The 18733-nt window shown below is 73.8% G+C and carries 15 protein-coding genes; 8 read left to right on the plus strand and 7 right to left on the minus strand.

Annotated features, from left to right (window positions below; translation table 11 throughout):
• Positions 1-63 precede the first annotated feature (63 nt).
• Positions 64-915, plus strand: a complete 852-nt coding sequence (locus ACFZAM_RS00755) for an HD domain-containing protein (protein WP_391041709.1) — start codon at positions 64-66, stop codon at positions 913-915.
• Between the two features lie 16 nt (positions 916-931).
• On the opposite strand, the gene ACFZAM_RS00760 is transcribed toward ACFZAM_RS00755, so the two are convergent.
• Both ACFZAM_RS00760 and ACFZAM_RS00765 read right to left on the minus strand, forming a co-directional pair.
• Positions 932-5434 carry an AAA family ATPase gene (locus ACFZAM_RS00760; protein WP_391041711.1) on the minus strand — a complete coding sequence of 1501 codons (4503 nt, stop codon included), beginning with the start codon at positions 5432-5434 and terminating at the stop codon, positions 932-934.
• Positions 5431-6297 carry an alpha/beta fold hydrolase gene (locus ACFZAM_RS00765; RefSeq protein WP_391041713.1) on the minus strand — a complete coding sequence of 289 codons (867 nt, stop codon included), beginning with the start codon at positions 6295-6297 and terminating at the stop codon, positions 5431-5433. Before ACFZAM_RS00765 ends, ACFZAM_RS00760 begins: the two co-directional genes overlap by 4 nt.
• 223 nt (positions 6298-6520) lie before the next feature.
• Here ACFZAM_RS00765 and ACFZAM_RS00770 point away from each other — a divergent pair, with 223 nt between their 5' ends.
• Positions 6521-7486 carry a DUF1152 domain-containing protein gene (locus ACFZAM_RS00770; protein ID WP_391041714.1) on the plus strand — a complete coding sequence of 322 codons (966 nt, stop codon included), beginning with the start codon at positions 6521-6523 and terminating at the stop codon, positions 7484-7486.
• Positions 7487-7655: 169 nt separating this feature from the next.
• Here ACFZAM_RS00770 and ACFZAM_RS00775 read toward each other — a convergent pair whose 3' ends face one another.
• The 3 genes from ACFZAM_RS00775 to ACFZAM_RS00785 form a co-directional block, all read right to left on the minus strand.
• Positions 7656-8087 (minus strand): VOC family protein, encoded by a 432-nt coding sequence (locus tag ACFZAM_RS00775; protein WP_355339936.1) that lies wholly within the window; start codon positions 8085-8087, stop codon positions 7656-7658.
• 405 nt (positions 8088-8492) lie between these two features.
• Positions 8493-9485 (minus strand): hypothetical protein, encoded by a 993-nt coding sequence (locus ACFZAM_RS00780; protein WP_391041716.1) that lies wholly within the window; start codon positions 9483-9485, stop codon positions 8493-8495.
• 255 nt (positions 9486-9740) lie between these two features.
• Positions 9741-11306, minus strand: a complete 1566-nt coding sequence (locus ACFZAM_RS00785; RefSeq protein ID WP_391041718.1) for an MFS transporter — start codon at positions 11304-11306, stop codon at positions 9741-9743.
• A 242-nt stretch (positions 11307-11548) separates the two neighbouring features.
• On the opposite strand from ACFZAM_RS00785, the gene ACFZAM_RS00790 reads away from it, so the two are divergent.
• From ACFZAM_RS00790 to ACFZAM_RS00800, 3 genes are all read left to right on the plus strand, one after another.
• The gene (locus ACFZAM_RS00790) at positions 11549-12346 is read left to right on the plus strand and encodes a TetR family transcriptional regulator (protein WP_391041719.1); all 798 of its coding nucleotides are present in this window, start codon (positions 11549-11551) and stop codon (positions 12344-12346) included.
• A 184-nt stretch (positions 12347-12530) separates the two neighbouring features.
• Positions 12531-13457: a cysteine/serine endopeptidase inhibitor gene (locus tag ACFZAM_RS00795; RefSeq protein WP_391041721.1), complete on the plus strand. Its 927-nt coding sequence runs from the start codon at positions 12531-12533 to the stop codon at positions 13455-13457.
• A 266-nt stretch (positions 13458-13723) separates the two neighbouring features.
• Entirely contained in the window at positions 13724-14314 is a 591-nt protein-coding gene (locus ACFZAM_RS00800; protein WP_391041723.1) for an exonuclease domain-containing protein, read from the plus strand.
• A gap of 24 nt (positions 14315-14338) precedes the next feature.
• Here the strand turns inward: ACFZAM_RS00800 and ACFZAM_RS00805 are convergent, their stop codons facing one another.
• Both ACFZAM_RS00805 and ACFZAM_RS00810 read right to left on the minus strand, forming a co-directional pair.
• Complete coding sequence (locus ACFZAM_RS00805) at positions 14339-15457, minus strand: DNA glycosylase AlkZ-like family protein (protein ID WP_391041725.1); 1119 nt, start codon at positions 15455-15457, stop codon at positions 14339-14341.
• A gap of 9 nt (positions 15458-15466) precedes the next feature.
• The gene (locus tag ACFZAM_RS00810; RefSeq protein ID WP_355339918.1) at positions 15467-15889 is read right to left on the minus strand and encodes a VOC family protein; all 423 of its coding nucleotides are present in this window, start codon (positions 15887-15889) and stop codon (positions 15467-15469) included.
• 120 nt (positions 15890-16009) lie between these two features.
• On the opposite strand from ACFZAM_RS00810, the gene ACFZAM_RS00815 reads away from it, so the two are divergent.
• The 3 genes from ACFZAM_RS00815 to ACFZAM_RS00825 all read left to right on the plus strand — a co-directional run bounded on the left by ACFZAM_RS00815 (position 16010) and on the right by ACFZAM_RS00825 (position 18697).
• Complete coding sequence (locus ACFZAM_RS00815) at positions 16010-17092, plus strand: WYL domain-containing protein (protein WP_391041728.1); 1083 nt, start codon at positions 16010-16012, stop codon at positions 17090-17092.
• A 295-nt stretch (positions 17093-17387) separates the two neighbouring features.
• Positions 17388-18008: a hypothetical protein gene (locus tag ACFZAM_RS00820; protein ID WP_366823642.1), complete on the plus strand. Its 621-nt coding sequence runs from the start codon at positions 17388-17390 to the stop codon at positions 18006-18008.
• The gene (locus tag ACFZAM_RS00825) at positions 18005-18697 is read left to right on the plus strand and encodes a Fic family protein (RefSeq protein WP_391041730.1); all 693 of its coding nucleotides are present in this window, start codon (positions 18005-18007) and stop codon (positions 18695-18697) included. The genes ACFZAM_RS00820 and ACFZAM_RS00825 overlap by 4 nt, the downstream gene beginning before the upstream one ends.
• Positions 18698-18733 lie beyond the last annotated feature (36 nt).

Raw genomic sequence — 18733 nt, forward strand, 5'->3', positions numbered from 1 at the left:
GCTCCGCTCTCCGCTGTGTCTGATGAGATGCGGCAGGACGCTAGCACGCTGGATGAGGGCAACGTGGGCCAACCAGGAGAACTCAACAACATTGCACATCAATGGTGTTGGGGCACGGTCGATCTCTCGGAGCCGCACGGGTGGAATCCGCTCGTCGCCGAACTGGCCACCGCGGCCTGCGTGATGCTCGAACTCTGGGACCGGGTACTGAGCGAGCGCCAACGGGCCGAGCTCACGGACGCGTTCGCGGCCGACGACGCGCGGAGCGCCCGTACGGCCGCCGCCTTCCTGGCGGGGGTGAGCCGCCTCGGTCACGCCAACCCTTCACGGATGGCCTCGTTCGGCGCGGGGCAGCGGCCCTCGGCGGCCCTCGACGCGGCGCGCGCGGCCTGGCGGACCCGGGCCCTGGAGGCGGGACTTCCCCTGCCGCCGCCCGGGGCCCCGAGCCGCCGGGCCGATCCGGAGCACGTCACGGCGGCGGTGCTGCCCCGGCTGACCGGCTGCGACTGCGCCGATCACGTCGACGGCGAGCAGTGCCGCGACCGCGACCACCAGGGCCTGTACGTGGCCGCGTACGCGCTGAACCGGCACGGCGCCGACGTCCTGCACTCCGACACCGTCGCCAAGGCGTACCGGGCGACCGGCGGACCCGCCTGGGACACGGTCAGGTGCGCGCTGGCGGACGACGTCGCCCGCGATGCGGGCCTCGGCGCGCGGACGGAGCTGGCGCGGCTGATCCGGCCGGCCGATCCCGTGCGCCTGACGGCTTTCGGCCGCCTGGTCTCGCAGAGCAACGCCCTTGCCCTGAGCGACACTTGCGGCGGCTTCGGGTCGCCCCACGACAGTCGGGAGGTGCTGTCGGAGCGGGCCCGGCGCCGCGCGCGCGAGGCGGTCGCCCGTATGCGGGTGGCCTGAACGGCACGTGCTGCGACTACCCCTCGGGCCGCGCCGCGCTCGGCGTCACCGCGCCGATTCCGGCCGGGCCGCCGAAGACGATCACGGGCTGGCGAGGGGCCGGGCTGTCGGTGGACGGCACGACGCCGAGGGACGTCAGGGCCGCCGCGGTGACCAGGCGCGTGACCTCTTCCCCGGCGGCCGGGTCCCAGAGCCGCACGGTCGTGTCCGTGCGGCCGGTGCTCACCAGCAGGCGGCGGGAGCCGGGCGACCGTACGGCGTGGAGGGCGGATACGGGACCGTCGTGCCGGGTCGGCAGCGTGAACGGTTCCCGCTCCGGATCACCCGTCCACAGCCGTACGCAGCCGTCGGAACCACCGGCCGCCAGCAGCAACTCCCCTTCCCCGTATGCCGGAAGGACCGCCAGGCACTCCACGGTGCCGATGTCTCCCGGCCATTCGGCGTGCGGTTCGCTGAACGGGCGGCACAGGCGCACGCCGCCGTCCTCGGAGGCCAGGGCGAGGACGCCGCCCGACGGCAGCGGCACGTACGTCAACGCGTGGACGGACCCGGTGTCTTCGCCGATGTGGAGCCACCCCAGCACCTGTCCGTTCGCCGGGTCGCAGTACACGACCGACCCATGGCGCGTCCCCACGGCCAGCACGGTCCGCCCGCTGTCGGCGAAGGCGGCGAAGGCGGTGGCGTGGTCGTCCCCGAAGATCCACGCGTTCATCATGCGCCAACTGCCCTCGCTCCAGACGCCGATGGCACCGTCCGGCAGTCCGGCGAAGACCATCGGGGAACCGCCGGGCGGCGCGTGGACGGCCAAGGCCGTCACCGGACCGTCAAGTCCGGTCCTGGGAAGGTCGATCGACCGGATGACCGCCCCCGTGGCCGCCGATCTCACGGTCAGGTTCCGTTCCGGGCCGACCTCGACGGTCTCGGGAGCGTCGCCGGGGCCGGGCAGTACCGCGAGGAGTGTCCCGTCGGCGCGCCGGACGGACCGCGCGAACCGCTCCGGGTGCCGCGCCCACGCCTCGGGGTTCCACACGCGCACGGTCCGGTCACCGGAGGCGGAGACCAGAAGCGGCACGCCGTCCCGACCGGGCACGACGGCCAGGCCCGTCACCCCGTCCGTGTGGTCGGCGGGGAACCGGCGTGCCTCCTCCCCCGTCTCGGGATTCCACAGGTGGACGGCGCCGTCGTCGGTGCCGAGCGCGAGCAGCGGCTCCGAGCCGGCGCGGAGGTACGGCGCGAGCACGGTCGCGGAGCGCCTGACCGTGCGGTCCCCGAATCCGGCGCCGGTCAGCGCGTCCCACAAGCCGACCGTCCCGCGCGTCCGGGAGGCCAGTGCCAGGAAGGGGCTCTCGCCCGTCCGGTCCCCGATCAGGGCCAGCGCGGCGATCTCGTCGTCATCGACCCGCACGGTGCACACCGGGCGGGTGGGGAAGCCTTGCGCGGCGGCCTGGACGATCTCGACGCGGCCCGCCCGTTGAACGGCCAGGAGTGTGGTGCCATCGGTGAGCGCCAAGGCCGCGAGCCCGAGTACCGAGGTCAACGAGTCGTCCCCGTACGCCCATTCGCCGCCGCGCGGCCCTCCGGTGAGCGGATCGCACAGCACGAGCCCCCTGGCCGTACCGATCGCCAGTCGGGGCGACCCGTACACGTCGCTGAAGGACACCATGGCCTGGACGGCCGAGGTGACCGGAAGTTGTCGCGTGGTGCCGCTCAACGGGTCACAGATCCAGACGCCTTCATCGCAGCCGACCGCCAATTGCAGCTCGGCTGATGGCTCTTCGGTATCGCTCACGACGGTCAGCGCCCGCGCGAAGCGGCCGTGTCCCGGGATCGGCGGACCGACCGGGGTCACCGTGGCCGGGTCCCAGACCCGTATGGCCCCGTCGGCGTCGCCCACGGCGATCAGCGGTGTCCCGTCCCGGAGGGTGAAGGACACCAGGGAGCAGAGGTCCGCGTCCTGCCTCGCCAGGACGTTGCCCGGCACCGCGAGGTGGTTCCACACTGGCACGACACGGTCGGCGGCCGGGCCGCCGCTGTCCCGTACCGCCGCCGGTTCCCTGCCCTCCAGCAGGGAGAAGCGCAGGCTGTCCGCGCGCGCGAGCGGAGGCGCGTCGGCCAGGAACGGCTCGATCCGTGCCCACGCGAACAGCCGCTCGGTGTCCGGGGCGTGCTCCGCGAGCAGCCCGAGAGCGCCCCGTACGTTCCCGCTCGTCTCGTGCGGCAGAAAGCCGTCGGTGACGACCCGGTCGTTCAGTACGCCTCCGGCCGCCGCGTGTTGCACCAGGTGGCGGCACACGTACGGGTACGGCAGCCCGGTCTTCCGCGCGTGAAGCGCGCTGAAGGCGGTGGCCAGTTGGCGGTGGGCCGCCCTGACGCCCGCCTCCGCCTCCTCGGACGTGCCGGGTTCCGCTTCCCCGGAGAGCAGCAGGCGCGGGTCCCCGCGCAGCACCTCGCTGATGCGCTCGTGGACCGGCCGGTAGACGTACTTGCCGTCCTCCACCCCCTTGGCCAGATATCCCTGGAGCGGACCTTCCTGCACCCGCCTGACCAGCGCCTCGGGCGCCGCGACCTCGCCTCGCGCCAACGCCTGTACGGCGCACGGCCACACCTCGCCCCACGGAAGGCCGTCCCCTTGGGCGAACGCGGTCGCGCGCAGGACGTGCACGGCGGACCGGGCCGGTACGCCCGTGGCGCGCTCGACCGCCCTGAGATCCTGTCGCAGCAGTTCCTGGGTGCCCCGGCGCAGACCGCGCCGCCAGTCGGCGTCGTCGGGGCGGGGCAGCCGGTCCGGCGCCGCGAGCAGGGCTTCGGCGGCGAGGCGCGCGTCCAGGAAGGAGGGCGTCACTTCCTCCGCGACCGCGAGGGCGAGCCGTTCCAGGGCGCGGGGGTCCGGAGCACGGGGGACCGGAGCACGGGGGGCCGGGGGCGCCGAGGGGCCGGGACCTGTGGTGAACCGGGCCTTCAACAGCGCGCCCACGTACGCCGCGATGTCCTCGACGGTGTCGGCGTCGGTGTCCGTCCGCAGCGGTTCCCCGGCGTCCGTGGACCGAACGAGCAGACTCAGCAGATCCGCCGACCGGTCCACCGGCGGCCGGGGGCCGTCGCCGCCCGTGTCGGGGCGCGCGCTGCGCACGCCCAAGAGCAGTCGTACCGCGGGCAGTTCGTCGTCGGTCCACTGATGCGCCAGGCGGCGGACGAGGTCGGTGACGATCCTCGCGGGGTGCTTGGCCTCGTCGATGCCGTCGATGACGATCGTCAGCGGACGGCCCTCCCGACGGGCGGTGACCAGTACGTGATCCAGCAGGTCGTCCAGGACGCCGACCCCCGAAACCCCGGTCGGCACCGTGCCGGTGAGCGCCGCGTAGAGCGCCGCCGCCAACTCGTCGGCGTCCGCGTTCCGCGCGAGCACCGCAGCGTCGACCGCCCCCACGGGCACCAGGAGACCGGGCGGAATGTCCTCGATGAGGGGCGCGTACGCCGGGTCCGCCCGGAACCCCGGGTCGCTGAGCGTCACGGCCCGGGCGAGCAGCGCGGACTTCCCCGATCCGGCCTCTCCGGTGACGACGAGCGTGCTCGCGTCTCCCGTCAGGAACCGGTTCAAGCGCCGTACGAGCCCGCTTCTGCCCGTGAAGTGCCAGCCGGGGCCGCCGTCCGACGGCCGGCCGGAGGCGCGGGAGAGCCAGTACGCGTCGAGGTCGGCGGCGCTCCAGGCGACGGCGCCGCGCGCGGGGCCGACGACGACGCGTTCGGGCGCGTAACCGGGGTTCGGGAGGCAGGGGCTGAGGTCCTGATGGTCGTCGCTGCTGATCAGCGCGTAGTTGGGCCAGAGGAACTGCACATCGAGCGAGACATCCCGCTTGCGCAGAACGCGCATCGCTTCGAAGAACTCCGCGAAGCTCAGGTGCGCGTTCGCGAACCCCGCCTCTTTTTCCTTGAAGTACGAGGAGACGGCTTGCAGGAGGCGCGTGAACTGCTGCGGACGCGGGGTCCCCGTCTCGTTGGCGGACGAGATGACCACGAGGGAGTTCAGGTTCCGCCGTGCGCTGTTCAAGGCTTCGAGCCGGCGTTGCAGGTCTTTGCGGAGGACACCGGAGTAGCAGGAGTCGACCATCACCAGGATGTGGTCGGAGTCGGAGTCCAGGACGCGCGCGATCAGGTCGCCGGTCTGGAACGCGGTCGCCGGGAGACGTCTTTCGTCGGAGTCGCGCAGCAGGAGGAAGTGGTCGTGCGACGGTCGGGTGACCCCGTGGCCGGTGACGTAGACCACGAGCGCGTGATCGTGGGCGGCCTCCTCCGGCCGCGCGTCGTCCAGGAATTCGCGCAGGTCGTAAACCGTGTCGAGCCGTTTCGGGCCGCGCCGTTCGAAGCGGCTCTCGCTCGGCGGTCTCTCGGCCCACCACTCCCGTACGACGGCGACTTGGGCGGCGATCCCTTCACGGAATTCGGGGTCGTCGTCCCGCTCCGATTCGGCGATCTCGATCAGCGATCGCCGGGCCGTTCGCGGAGCCGCGCTCCGGTTCACCGGCAGCCGTCCGCGATCACGCGTGCCACGGGGCCGGATTGGAGGTAGCGGGCGGCGCTGTGCGGGTCTCCGATGCCGTTGTTCACCCTTTCGTCGGCGATCCCGGGCCCCAGACCACCGAGTCCGCCGCCGCCGGTGACCACGTCCCCCGGGTCGAAGACATTGACCCACCCCGTACCGCCGGGCAGCCCCATGGGCTCACCGTCGGCGATGCCCAGTCCGCGCCGTACCGAGGGAACGGCCAAGGGGGAGCCGCACGTCAGGAGCGTACGCACCCCGGACGCGCGGTCGGGTGCGATCTCCTCCCGGCGCAGCAGGTCGTAGGCGATCACGCTGCCCAGCGAGTGCCCCACGACCACGGCGGTGTCCGCGTCGAACGCTTCCGCGACCAGGGCCCGGACCCGGGCCGCGAGACCGGGCTCGTACAGGTAGAAGCGCACCTCGCGCATCGCGCTCACGAAGAGCCTGCCGCCGCCTCGGGGGAAGCGCAGGTCGTACGCCATCACCAGGCGGGTGAGGCGCGCGGGCCAGAGCTGCGGCGGCCCGAGCGTCTGCGACTCCGACTCCCCGATCCGGTCGAGGTCTTCGCGGGGAACGACGTCCTCCAGCGCCCGGGTGACGAAGTCGGCCTCGCCGTCGCCCAGGGGGACTTCGCTGTCGAAGGGATCGTCGTCCGGGCCGAGGTGCTTGCCCGGACGGGCCAGGAGCCGTGTCCAGTGCGGCAGTTCGAGGGTGCCGGGCGACAGTGTGGGCGCGCCCGCCGCGCCGAGGCCACGGTCGAGCGCCCCCGACCAGTCGCGCGTCAACTGCTCCTTGGACGTCCTGGACTGCCCGATCCCGTGCACCCCGACGATGCGCTTCACGCCCGTGACCCCCGCCCCAGTGCCTCTCGGTCAGGCGACGAGCGTAGTGCGGGGAGCGCCCTCGGGGAGGGCCGTCGCTGTCGCACCACGCGATGCTGCGCCAGCGGCAACTGACTTGACGCGTCGGGGATTCGGCCCGTCGCGCGGTGCGGGGCGCGGTGTCGGGTCATGACCCGCGGATGTCCTCAACGGCCGTGTGCCGCGCTCCTGTTACCGTCCCTGGGTGTACTCCCTTCATGAGCCTGCCCTGTTCACGCGGCTGCGCGACGCGCGGCGCGTGCTCGTCGCCGGCGCGGGCGGCGGCTTCGACGTCTACGCCGGACTGCCGCTGGCGCTCGCGCTGCGCGCCGAGGGCAAGGAAGTGCACCTGGCGAATCTGTCGTTCGCCGATCTGCACGGCCTGGACCTGGGCGTGTGGCTGGACCACAACGTGGCCGTCATCGGGCCCGACACCGTGGCCAGGGGTGACTACTTCCCCGAGCGGACGCTGGCGCGCTGGCTGGAGGGGCAGGGCCTCCCGTCCACCGTCCACGCCTTCGACCGGACGGGAGTCCAGCCGCTGCGAGCCGCGTACCGCGCGCTGATCGCCCACCTCGGCGGCGTCGACGCGATCGTCCTCGTCGACGGCGGCACCGACATCCTCATGCGCGGCGACGAGAGCGGACTCGGCACCCCCGAGGAGGACATGGCCAGCCTCGCCGCCGTCCGCGCGCTGGACGAGGTCCCCCAACGGCTCGTCGCCTGCCTCGGCTTCGGCGTGGACGCGTACCACGGGGTCAACCACGCCCTCGTACTGGAGAATCTGGCCGCTCTGGAGCGCGACGGCGCCTACCTCGGGGCCTTCTCCCTCTCCCCCGCCAGCCGCGAGGGCGCCCTCTACCTCGACGCCGTCGCCCACGCCCAGGCGTCCACGCCCGAGTACCCGAGCATCGTCCACGGCTCCATCGCCGCCGCCACCCGCGGCGACTTCGGCGACGTCCAGTTCACCGACCGCACCAAGCGCAGCGAACTCTTCATCAACCCCCTCATGTCCCTCTACTTCTGCGTCGACGCCGTCGGCCTCGCCCGCCGCAACCTCTACCTCGACCGCATCGAGGACACCCACCTCACCCGCCAGATCAGCTCCGCCATCGAGCAGTTCCGCGACACCCTCCCCCGTCAACGCCCGCCCCGCACGTACCCCCACTGACCGGCATCCCGCCGGATCAAGACCCAGACCGTCCGCCCCGCACCCGGGTCCTGCCACCTCCGAGGGTGCCTCTCGTCCTCGATCATCGAGCCGGACGAGTACCGCGTCCCTGCGCTCCGGGTCGTCGATCTCCGGGCCGACGCCTCCGGCGCTGGTCCCCGCGAGCGCGTCAGTCGAGGCAGAACTCGTTGCCCTCGATGTCCTGCATCACGATGCACGAGTCGCTGCCGCCGTCGTACAGCAGCCGTACGCGCACCGCGCCGAGCGGGATCAGCCGCGCGCACTCGGCCTCCAGGGCGGCCAGCCGCTCCTCCCCCGCCAGGCCGGTGCCCACCCGTACGTCGAGGTGCACCCGGTTCTTGACGGCCTTCCCCTCGGGGACGCGCTGGAAGTACAGCCGGGGCCCCGCCCCCGAGGGGTCCACGCACGCGAACCACGACCCCCGCTCCTCCGGAGGCTGCGCGGCGTCGTACTCCCCCCACGTCCCGAATCCCTCCGGCGGCGCCGGCACCACGTACCCCAACACCTCGCACCAGAACCGAGCGACCCGCTCGGGCTCCGCGCAGTCGAAGGTCACCTGGATCTGCCGAATCGCCGCCATCACCCCACCCTAGCCGGGCCCCGCCCGACCCCTGGGCGGCCCGCCCGCCCGGCGCGGCAGGCCAGGGCCCTTCGGGCCAGAGCCACCCGGGGACGGGAGCCCGTCCCCGCCGGACGGGGAGTTGGCCACAGCGGGGGCCACCGTCCCCGCGTGTGCGGGGCGCGGCAGATACCCGCCTGCGGCACTGGCCGGATGACGGGGTCATCCCCGCGTGTGCGGGGCACAGTTGATCGGCCTGCGGGGGTGTTCCGGGCGGTGGCGGGGTTTGGCGAGAGTGGGGGAACAGTCAGAGCGGGTTGAACGGTCCCGGCGGGCGGCCAGGGGCTGACGGGGGAGAGGGTACGGGGGCCGGGGCCCGGCCGGGCGGGGGTGGGCCGCGCCGGGGTCGGGCCGGGGCGGCGAGGGTCAGCCGGTGGCTTTCCAGTGGGTGTAAGGGGTGAGCATCTGGAAGGTGCGGGTGGGGCAGTAGAAGGAGCCGGCGGGGGAGTCGTAGTGGGTGTCGGCGTTGGCGGTGGAGGCGGGGGACCACGTGCCGTTGGTGCGGACGGCGATGTTGGCGGACTCGAAGGTGAGGTTGGCCATGTCGGCGCAGGAGGACGCCTGTCCGGAGGTGCCGACCGTGGAGTAGAGCTCTTCGATGTCCCAGCCGTCGGTGCGGCCGGACTGGTTGGCGCCGGACTGGGCGAAGAGGGTGTCCCACTGGCCGGTCGAGTAGTTGTAGAGGTCCGCGGACCAGGTGTTGGAGGCGGCGGAGGTCTTGACGACGCGGCCGGTGTAGGAGCCGGTGGCGCCGGTGTAGGTGGTGAGGAAGGAGCTGTTGATGGTGACGGAGGCGGCGAAGTTGACGCTGCGGCACCAGTCCCAGGCGGAGACCGAGCGGACGGTCCGCGTGTAGACGGTGACGAGTTCGACGCAGGAGCCGCCCGCCGGGTACATCGTCGGGGTGTAGATGGTGGTGCCGCTGTCGTGCACCGTGAGCTGGGTCGAGACGGACTGGGTGGCGCACGAACCGTCCGAGCCGGACAGCGACTTGAACGCCGTGCCCTGCGCCGGGTGGATGTCGAGCAGCGGCCGTACGACGGTGCCCGTGGCCGGGGAGGCCGTACCGAGCGGGCCCTTGGCCGCGATCCCGGACGGCGTCCCGTACTGCGAACGGTGTTGCCGCGCCAGTGAGTTGAGCTGGCGGTGGACCTCGGCCGCGGGCAGCGCCCCGCTGACGGTACGGCCGGAGACCGTCGCCGAGCCGCACGCGGGGGCGGCGGCGGCCACGGGGGACGGCGCGAGGGACGGCGCGGGGGACGAAGGGGCCGCCGCGGCCGTGCCCAGGCCGCAGCCCAGGGCCAGCGCCGCCGCGGTCACGAAAACGGTCGCCGTCGATTTCGGCTTCAGACTGCTCACGAGGCTTCTCGGACTTCTCACGCTGATGCGATCCTCTCGGAGGGCCGGGTGGTGCATGGGGCTCGCGTTACGCATGAGGTCATGCCCATGACAACCTGACCCGACCCGAAAGAGCCGTCTTCGGCCGGTAGTTGACCGTACGGTGGCGGGAAAGAGCCCGCCCCCGTACAGCCGAGCCACCGCGTGGCCGTACCCGTACAACCGGACCCCGTACGACCCGCCCCCGTCCGGCCGTACCGCCCCCTCAGTCCCCCCTCAGTCCCCCGTCGGCACCAAGTCCCGCTCCACGGAAGGGGATTCACGCCCCGCCGCCCCGGTCCGCCGCAGCACCGTCAGGGCGACGGCCACGGCCGCGACCAGCAGCGCCGCGCCCAGCGTCAGGCCGAACCCGTACCCGTCGGAGAGCGCACCGAGCGTCGCGCGTCCGCCCGTGCGGTGCTGCGCGGCGGTGCCCAGGGCGGCGAGGCCGAGGGAGGCGCCGATCTGGCGGGAGCTGTTGAGCAGGCCGGAGGCGGTGCCGGTCTCGTGGGGCGCGACGCCCGCCGTGGCGGTGGAGACGACCGGGCCGAGGCAGAGGCCGAAGCCGACGCTGGCGACGATCGAGGGGCCGAGGATGTCGGCGGCGAAGGACCCGTCGGCGCTGATCATGCCGAACCAGCCGAGCCCGACGGCCGTCAGGATGCCGCCGGTGACGAGCAGGGTGCGCGGCGGGAAGCGGTAGCCCAACTTGATGGCGAGCACGGAGCCGCCGATCAGGCCGAAGGTGAAGGGCAGGAACATCGCGCCGGTCAGCGCGGGCCCCTTGCCGAGGATGTCCTGGAGGTAGAGGGAGACGAAGTAGAAGGACGGGGTCATGGCGGCACCGACCAGGAGGTTGAACGCGTTCGCGCCGGAGACCGAGCGGTTGGCGAACAGGCCGAGCCGGATGAGGGGTTCGCGGGCCGTGGTCCGCTCGACGGAGAGGAAGGCGGCCAGCAGGACGACGGCGACGGCGAGCGTCGAGAGGGTGGCGCCCGAGGTCCAGCCGTGCCGGTCGGTGCGGACGACGCCGAAGACCAGGAGCGTCATGCCCGCGGTGGCGAGTACGGCGCCGAGGACGTCGGGGCGGCCGGCGCGCGCGTTCGGCGCGGTCGCGGTGACCCCGCGCCAGGCAAGTGCCAGCGCGCACACGGCCATTGGCACGTTGACCAGCATGACCCAGCGCCAGCTCGCGTACTGCGTGAGGACACCGCCGATCACGACGCCGAAGGCGCCGCCCGCCGCGTTGACCGCGCTCCAGATGCCGAACGCCCTGACGCGCGCCCGGCCTTCGGGGAACGTCCCGGTCAGCAGCGCCAGCGCGGCGGGGGCGAGGGCGGCGGCGCCGATGCCCTGGACCGTGCGAGCGGCGACGAGTTGGGCGGGGTTCTGGGCGAGGCCGCCGCCGAGGGAGGCCAGGCCGAACAGGGCGAGCCCGAGCAGCAGCACCCGCTTGCGGCCATAGCGGTCGGCCGCCTTGCCGCCGAGCAGGAGCAGGCCGCCGTACGTGAGGGCGTACGCGTGGATCACCCATGTCAGGCCGACCGGGCCGAAGCCGAGGCCGGACGCGATCTGGGGCAGTCCGACGTTCACGACGGACACGTCGAGCGACACCATGAACTGGACGACGGCGACGACCGCGAGGGTCAGCCCCGGGCGGACGGCCGCCGGGGCCCCGCTCGGCGGGGCTGTCGGGGGCGCCGGGATGCCGGTGCCTCCACCGGGACCCCCGCCGGGACCCCGGCCCGGACCCCCCGGTTCGATCGGGCTGCTGCTCGGACTCTTCCTCAGCCTCTTCCGCATCGCGGACTCCCCGTTCTCGGCGCCGGCGCGCGCCGCCGCTCTCTGCCGTCCCGACTTTAGGAACGTGTTCCGAAAGTAGCACCGGATGGACCGGATGGGAATCGGGAGGGGGGCGGGGGTACGCGGGGCGGGCACGGCGGCCGTACGCGGCCGGGGCGCGCTTCACGGGTACGGACGGACCCTCGCGCAGGTCACGGCGTACGTCGTACGGCCCGCGCGCGGCGGCGCGGCATGATGGGCCCATGCCCCGACCGCCCACACAGCCCGCGTCGCCCCAGCCGTCCGAGCAGCCCGAGCAGCCCGCGCCGTCCAAGCAGCCCGCGGAGCCCCAGCCGTCCAAGCGCGCAAGCGCCGCCCCCGCGCCGAACGGCCGCACCGGCCGCCCGCCCGTGACCTCCCGCGCGGAGATCCTCACGGCGACCCGTCGGCTCATCGACCGCGACGGCTGGGAGAAGCTGACGATCCGGCGGCTGGCCGCCGAGCTGGGCATCGGGCCGACGACGCTCTACCACCACATCCGGGACAAGGAAGACCTGCTCGTCCAGTTGCTCGAACACCACATCAGCCAGCTCGAACGCCCCGAACTCCCCGCCGACCCGCGCGACCGCGTCATCGCGTCCGCCACCGCGCTGCACGACGCGCTCGCCGCGTGGCCGTGGGCGGCGGAGGTGCTGACCACGGACGGTTTCGTCGGGCTGCTCGACGAATCGGCGCTGTGGATGGTCGAGGGCATCGTGTCCGGGGCGGACGAACACGGCTGTACGCAGGAGCAGTCCGTGCACGTCTTCCGCAGCATCTGGTACTACACGGTCGGCGAGATCCTGGTGCGCGCGCACTCCGTACGGTGGCCGAGCGGCGGCGAACCGCCCGTATTCCGCGAGACGTTCGACGCGGAGAAGGTGCCGCACCTGGCGGCCGTCAGCGGCCGGTGGCACGAACTGGCCCTACGGGACACGTATCGCGACGGGCTGCGGACGTTCGTGGACGGGTTGCTCGCGGCGGGCGCGCCGGGGGCTCGGGGGCCGGGCGGGGGCGCGTGACCCGTGCCCGGTGGGAGGGCATGACAACGACGTCCTGAACCGTTCGGTGTGCCGCCGCCTCGCCACCGTACGGCGGCTTGTTCGCGTACTGTCAGCCCCGTACGCCCCGTACGCCAAGTACGCCCCGTGCTCAACGCCTTGCTCAGGCTCCCCCCACTCTGAACAGACGTAGAGGAGAGGTACATTGCGCGCTCCGCGAGGTGTCAGGCGAGGTATCAGGCGAAGCGTCAGGCGACGGATCGGCCGACGGGTCACGCGCCGCGTCACGCCCTGGCTCGGCGCCCTGGCGGGTGCCTCGGCGCTCGTGCTGCTCGCCGGCGGACCTGCCGTGGCCGCCGTGCCGGTCGGGCAGCCGATGAGCGGGTCGATGACGTACTACAACGACGTCGGGTACGGCGCGTGCGGGACGCGTATCGACGCGTCCACGCAGTATCTGGTCGCGGTGTCGTACCAGTGGTGGACCTCGGCCAACCCCAACAACGACCCTCTGTGCGGCGGGATTTCGGTCCAGGTCACGTACAACGGCAAGACGCTCACGGTGCCGGTGGCCGACAAGTGCCCGACGTGCGACGCGACGCACATCGACCTGAGCCAGCCCGCGTTCGCGGAGTTCGCGCCGCTCGGGACGGGTGTCGTCACCGGCATCACCTGGCAGTTCGTCTCCTCGAACGGCACTCCCCCGCCGCTCGCCGCGCCCACCGGCCTGCACGCGACCGCCACCACCGACACCTCGGTCGCCCTGTCCTGGACCGGCGTCTCCGGCGCGGCCTCGTACACCGTCTACCGCGGCGGCGCCCAGGTCGGCACCACCGGAGGCACGTCCTTCACCGACACCGGCCTCGCCGCGGGCACCGCCTACACCTACACGGTCGCCGCCGCCACCGCCTCCGGCACCGTCAGCCCCACCTCGGCCCCCCTGTCCGCCACCACCACCGGCGGCGGCAGCGGCACCCCCGCCTGCCCCGCCCCCTGGAGCCCGTCCACCTCCTACGTCCCCGGCAACGCCGTCTCCTACAACGACCACAAATTCACGGCGACTTACTACTCCACCAACGCCGTCCCCACCGACCCCTCCTCCTGGGCCGTCTGGACCGACAACGGCCCCTGCTGACACCCCAGTTGCCCGGTCCCTACGCCGGACGTCCGGCCACCCCCCTGGATCCGCCGCCCGAAGCACCCTCCCGGGAACGTCCGCTTTGGGGTCCGTCCTGGATCAGGCCCCCGGTCAGGACCGGGGGCACGTGGCCTGTTGGGGGCGGAGGCGGCCGCCAGTGACGCGGACGCGGTAGAAGACGCCGACGCGTCCCCGTACCTCCCGGCCGAAGGCTGGTCGGGAAATGGTTCGGCGTCCGGCGGCTGGCTTCCTATGCTCGACGGATGAATTGGGGCGGGGAGTTGCTGAATGTCGTGGATGTCGAGGCGACGTGCTGGGACGGGCAGCCGCCGCCGGGGGCGGTGAGCGAGATCATCGAGATCGGGCTGACCGTGGTGGACTTGGCGGCCGGGGAGCGGGTGGGGCGGCACCGGTGGGTGGTGCGGCCGGTGCGGTCGCGGGTGAGCGCGTTCTGCACGGAGTTGACGGGGCTGACGCAGGCGGAGGTGGACCGCGGGGTGTCGTTCGCCGACGCCTGCGGGGAGTTGGCGCGGGAGCACCTGGCGGGGGCGCGGGTGTGGGCGAGTTGGGGGGACTACGACCGGCACCAGTTCACGCGGCAGTGCCGGGCGACGCAGGTCACGTACCCCTTCGGCAGGTCGCATGTGAACGCGAAGGCGGTGTTCACGCAAGGGTACGGGCTGCGCAAGCGGCCGGGGATGGCGGAGGCGCTGCGCGTGGCCGGGCTGCCGCTCGAAGGGCGGCACCACCGGGGCGAGGACGACGCCTGGAACATCGGCGCCCTCGTCCTCGACCTCGCGCGCGCCGACGCGTGGCCGACGCGCGAGGAGACGTACGGACCCCAACAGCCGTAGACCAAGGGCGCGTTCAAGCCGCGCCTACGCGGTGCGGACCAGGTCGCTCTCCCCGTCCGTGAGGAAGGCCGCCAGGGCCCGGCCCTCGTCCATGACCGCGTCGCGCTCCGCCCGCCGCAGCGGCCGGAGCGGGGTGACGGTGACGCCCCGCGCCTCCGCCGTCCACGTGGCGGCGACGCGGCCGTCGACCAGGACGACGCGCTGACCGGCGACGGACAGGCCGCGGTGGGCGTCGTCCACGATCCTGGTCCGGTCGGCGTAGCCGAGAAGGGCGTTGTCGAAGGCAGGCAGGAAGCGTACGGGCGCGGGGGTGCTCGGGTCGGGGCGCGGGGCGTCGGGGAGGTCGAGCAGTTCACGGCCCTGGGTGTCGCGGAAGGCGACGAGTTCGGGGCGTACGGCGGCGACCGCGGCGGGGAGCCCCGCGAGGCCGGACCAGGCGCGCAGGTCGGCGGTGGCGGCGGGGCCGTACGCGGCGAGGTAGCGGCGTACGAGCGCCTGTCCGACGAGGTCCTCCGCCGCGTCGTCCGCGGGCGGCGGGTCGATGTCGCGGCCCAGCCACGACGAGAGCAGGACGTTGCGGACGCCCGACTTCGTACGCCACAGGCCGCGCGGGGGCCGCTGCGCCATGGGGAGCAGGGCGGCGACGACGAGTTCGCCGAGGACGCGCCGGGGCGGGCCCGGCCAGCGGTCCGCGAGCGCCGCGACGATCTCGGCCATCGTGCGGGCCTCGCCGTCGGCCACGACGGCGCGGGCCGCCGCCGCCAGCGCGGCCAGGTCGATCCCGGCCAACTCGTCGCGGTACGTGCCCAGGACGCGCTGCCGCAGCATCGGATCGTGGCGGGCCCGCCAGGCGAGCGCGTCCTCGGCGGTGACGAGATGGACGGTACGGCGCATCAGATGGGTGCGCACCACCTCGCGCCCGGTCAACAGGCCGTCCAGCACGGCGGGTTGGAAGCCGCGCAGCCGTGACCAGAGCCCGGTGAACGGCTCCTGCGGTTCCTGCGCCTGGACGCCGCCGAGGTGCGCGACGGCGTCCAGAACCGGCAGGTCCGAGCGCTCCAGCAGGAGTTGTCGGGCCAGGGTCGCCCGGTTCAGGGCGCGGCTGTCGAGCGGCGGCGTCACGTACGGCGTCACGTGCGGCATGACGCGGCGTCAGCCGCCGTACGGGGCAGTGACGTCCAGGACCCACACGACCCCGAAGCGGTCGGTGAGCATGCCGTACAGCGGCGCCCACTGCGCGGGCGCGAGCGGCTGCGCGACCGTCGAGCCGTCCGCCAGCTTCTCCCAGAGCGCGGTGATCTCCTCGGCGCTGTCGCCGCGCACCGAGACGAAGAAGGCGTTACGGCCCTGGTCCCAGGGCAGGTGCGACGGGACGTCGTACGCCATGACGTGGAAGCCGTCGTCGGACACGACCTCGCCCCACATGATCCAGTCGGCCTCGCTCTCGGCCTGTACGGCGCCGGCGTCCTTGTACGTGACGGCGGTGAGGCGCCCGCCGAAGACGGACGCGTAGAAGTCGAGCGCCGCGCGGGCCTCGCCCCGGAAATTCAGGTGGGTGGCGGTCGTGACGGACATGGGTGGCTCCTTGCGCTGTCGGGTTCGAACCTTCGTTACCTGCGTGTTTCCCGGTCTGTGACCCACCCTCGCACCCGTACAGGACAGTTTCTGTCCTGTACTCGGGAGAGAATCGGACGTATGCAGAAAACGTCGGCCCGGCTGCTCTCCCTCCTGTCCCTGCTCCAGACCCGCAGGGACTGGCCGGGCGGCGAGCTGGCGGAACGCCTGGACGTCAGCGCCCGTACGGTCCGCCGGGACGTGGACCGGCTGCGCGAGCTGGGCTATCCCATCGCGGCCTCCAAGGGCCCCGACGGCGGGTACCGGCTCGACTCCGGGGCGCGGCTACCGCCGCTGCTCTTCGACGACGACCAGGCCGTGGCCCTGGCCATCGCCCTGCGGATGGCCACGGGGGCGGGCGCGGGCATCGAGGAGGCAGCCGCCCGCGCGCTGGCGACCGTACGGCAGGTGATGCCGGCGCGGCTGCGGCACCGGATCGACGCCCTGGAGGTGACGGCCGTCCCGCCGCCCGGCGCCGCGACCGCCGACAGCGGCGTCCTGACCGCGCTGGGCGCCGCCGTCCACGCCCGCGAGGTGCTGCGCTTCGACTACGCGGGCCCGCCGGAGCCCGAGGCCGGGGCCCCTGCCGCTCCCGCCGCGCAGGAGCTCGGTGCCGCCGCCGCACCCCGCACACACGAGCCCGGCTCCGCCGCCGCCCCCCGCACACAGGGGCCCGATTCCCCCGCCGCTCCCCGCCGCGTCGAGCCCCACCACCTCGTCGCGCGGGGCGGGCGCTGGTACCTCCTGGCCTGGGACCTCGACCGCGCCGACTGGCGCACCTTCCGCGCCGACCGGATTCGGCCCCGCACCCCCACGGGACCCCGCTTCACCCCCCGCGACCTGCCCGGCGGCGATGTGGCCGCCTTCGTCACCGCCCGTTTCCGCGGCGCCGAGGCCCCCGCGCGGGGCGCGGCCGACTGGCCCTGCCGCGGTGTCGTCGTGCTCGACCTGCCCGCCTCCGCCGTCGCCCCCTACGCCCGCGACGGCCTCGTCGAACCCCTCACCGCCGACCGCTGCCGCCTCACCCTCGGCTCCTGGTCCTGGCCCGCGCTCGCCGCCGCCCTCGCCCAGTTCGACACCGCCGTCGAGGTCATCGGGCCGCCCGCGCTCAAGGACGCCTTCGCGACCCTCGCCCGGCGCTTCGCCGCCACCGCCGGTCAGTAGGCCCCCGGCGGCCGGAAAACCGGAGGCGGACACGGGCGCGGGCCGCGACACTGGACGGCTGTCCGCATCCCCGCCCGCACCCGCACCCCCGGAGCCCGCCACGCCCGCCGAGCAACCCGCCACACCGGCCGAGCAACCCGCCACGCCCGCCGAGCAACCCGCCACACCGGCCGAGCAGCCCGCGCCACCGCCCCCGTACCGCGTCCCCACCTGGCCAGAACTCGACCCGGAGCGCCACCCGTTCGCCTGGGACGACGCCGAGAAGGCGCGAGTCGAGGCGCTGGTCAGGGAGTTGGTGCCGCAGGTGCGGTCCGGCATGGCGGGCAAGTGGGCGCGGGAGCGCCGCTGCGTGCCGCGGATCACCGCGCTCTTCGTCGAGCGGTACGGATCCTGGGCGCGGGAGTGGAACTGGAGCGTCGGCGAGGGCGACAACGACGGCGGTGTGGTCGGCAGTTGGTGCTGCGGGGCGCACTCGGTGACGACACCGGACGCGACCGCGGCCAAGGCCGTCGCCGCGCTGACCGAGTGGCGGGACTGGCTGGAGGAACTGGCCGAGCGCTTCCGGGAGTTGGCCCCGGCACCGGACGCCTCCCCCGAGCAGCGCAGTTGGCACCTGGAACGCGCGGCGGTCCGGCTGGTCACCCGCGTCGTGGACCGTACGCAGGCGGAGAGCGGCTGGTACGGAACGTGCCGACTGGTGCTGGGGTGGTACCTCACCTCCTGCGGAATGGGTGACGCCGAGGCCACGGCCGTGGTCGACAGCGCCATCGGCGGACGCTTCACGAGCTGGGTCGCCCCGCCGTCCACGCTCGTCGACTCGGTCGGCGAGGATCTGGCCGTCGCCCTGACCGGCCGCCTCCCCTACCGCGACCACCGCGAGTACAGCCACCTCGAAGAGCGGCACGACGGCGGATGACGTCCACCGCGCCGCAGCCGCGCGGGGACTCGGCCGTTCCCGCGAGCGCGTACGGGACCGGCCCCGACGCGCTGGCGGCCTGGTGCGCGGCCCGGCGGCGGGTCGACTGGACGGCCACCGGCGCCGACGACGTGACGGCAGGCCGGACCACCCCGGCCGTCGACGGCTTCACCGCCTGGTGCGCGGGCCCCGTCCGGCGCCGCGACCCCGCCCGCGCCCGCCGCCTGCTGGCCGCGTACGAGGCGGCCCGCGCCGACGCCGTACGCGAAGTGCCCCTGACGTTCGGCCTGTTGGCCGGGTGGCAGCGGACCGTGCTCGGTGCGGACGAGGCGGCGTTCAGGACCGGGGACGCGTACGCGAAGGGCGGCCGGGAACGGTACGGGCTGAACTCGCGCACCCCGGCGGACTTCGCGGAGTGCCTGGCCCAAAGCGCGGACACCGCCGTACCGTTGGCCGCGCGCGCCGCCCGGACGTATCTGGACGTGGCCTTCTTCCACCCCTTCGCCGACGGCAACGCCCGTTCCGCGCTGCTGGCGTTGACGTATGTGCTCGCCCGCGAAGGCGTCGTCCTGCGCGAGGTGGGTCCGCTCACGGTCGCGCGTTACGCGGACGACGCGGCGGGAGCCGCCGATCTCGCCGTGCTCGTCGCGGTCCTCGCGCGACCGTCGGCGAGCCGGAGAACGGTCTGACCCCAGCCGTACATCTCCCGTACACCGCACGTTCGC

Source organism: Streptomyces sp. NPDC008079, assembly GCF_042957385.1.
In the GTDB taxonomy this organism is placed as follows: domain Bacteria; phylum Actinomycetota; class Actinomycetes; order Streptomycetales; family Streptomycetaceae; genus Actinacidiphila.

Bases quoted from the DNA above. Each gene is read 5' to 3' on its own strand.
- ACFZAM_RS00805 (WP_391041725.1), bottom strand. From the start codon at position 15,457: ATGCCGCACGTGACGCCGTACGTGACGCCGCCGCTCGACAGCCGCGCC.
- ACFZAM_RS00785 (WP_391041718.1), bottom strand. From the start codon at position 11,306: ATGCGGAAGAGGCTGAGGAAGAGTCCGAGCAGCAGCCCGATCGAACCG.
- ACFZAM_RS00825 (WP_391041730.1), top strand. From the start codon at position 18,005: ATGACGTCCACCGCGCCGCAGCCGCGCGGGGACTCGGCCGTTCCCGCG.
- ACFZAM_RS00800 (WP_391041723.1), top strand. From the start codon at position 13,724: ATGAATTGGGGCGGGGAGTTGCTGAATGTCGTGGATGTCGAGGCGACG.
- ACFZAM_RS00815 (WP_391041728.1), top strand. From the start codon at position 16,010: ATGCAGAAAACGTCGGCCCGGCTGCTCTCCCTCCTGTCCCTGCTCCAG.
- ACFZAM_RS00775 (WP_355339936.1), bottom strand. From the start codon at position 8,087: ATGGCGGCGATTCGGCAGATCCAGGTGACCTTCGACTGCGCGGAGCCC.
- ACFZAM_RS00790 (WP_391041719.1), top strand. From the start codon at position 11,549: ATGCCCCGACCGCCCACACAGCCCGCGTCGCCCCAGCCGTCCGAGCAG.
- ACFZAM_RS00810 (WP_355339918.1), bottom strand. From the start codon at position 15,889: ATGTCCGTCACGACCGCCACCCACCTGAATTTCCGGGGCGAGGCCCGC.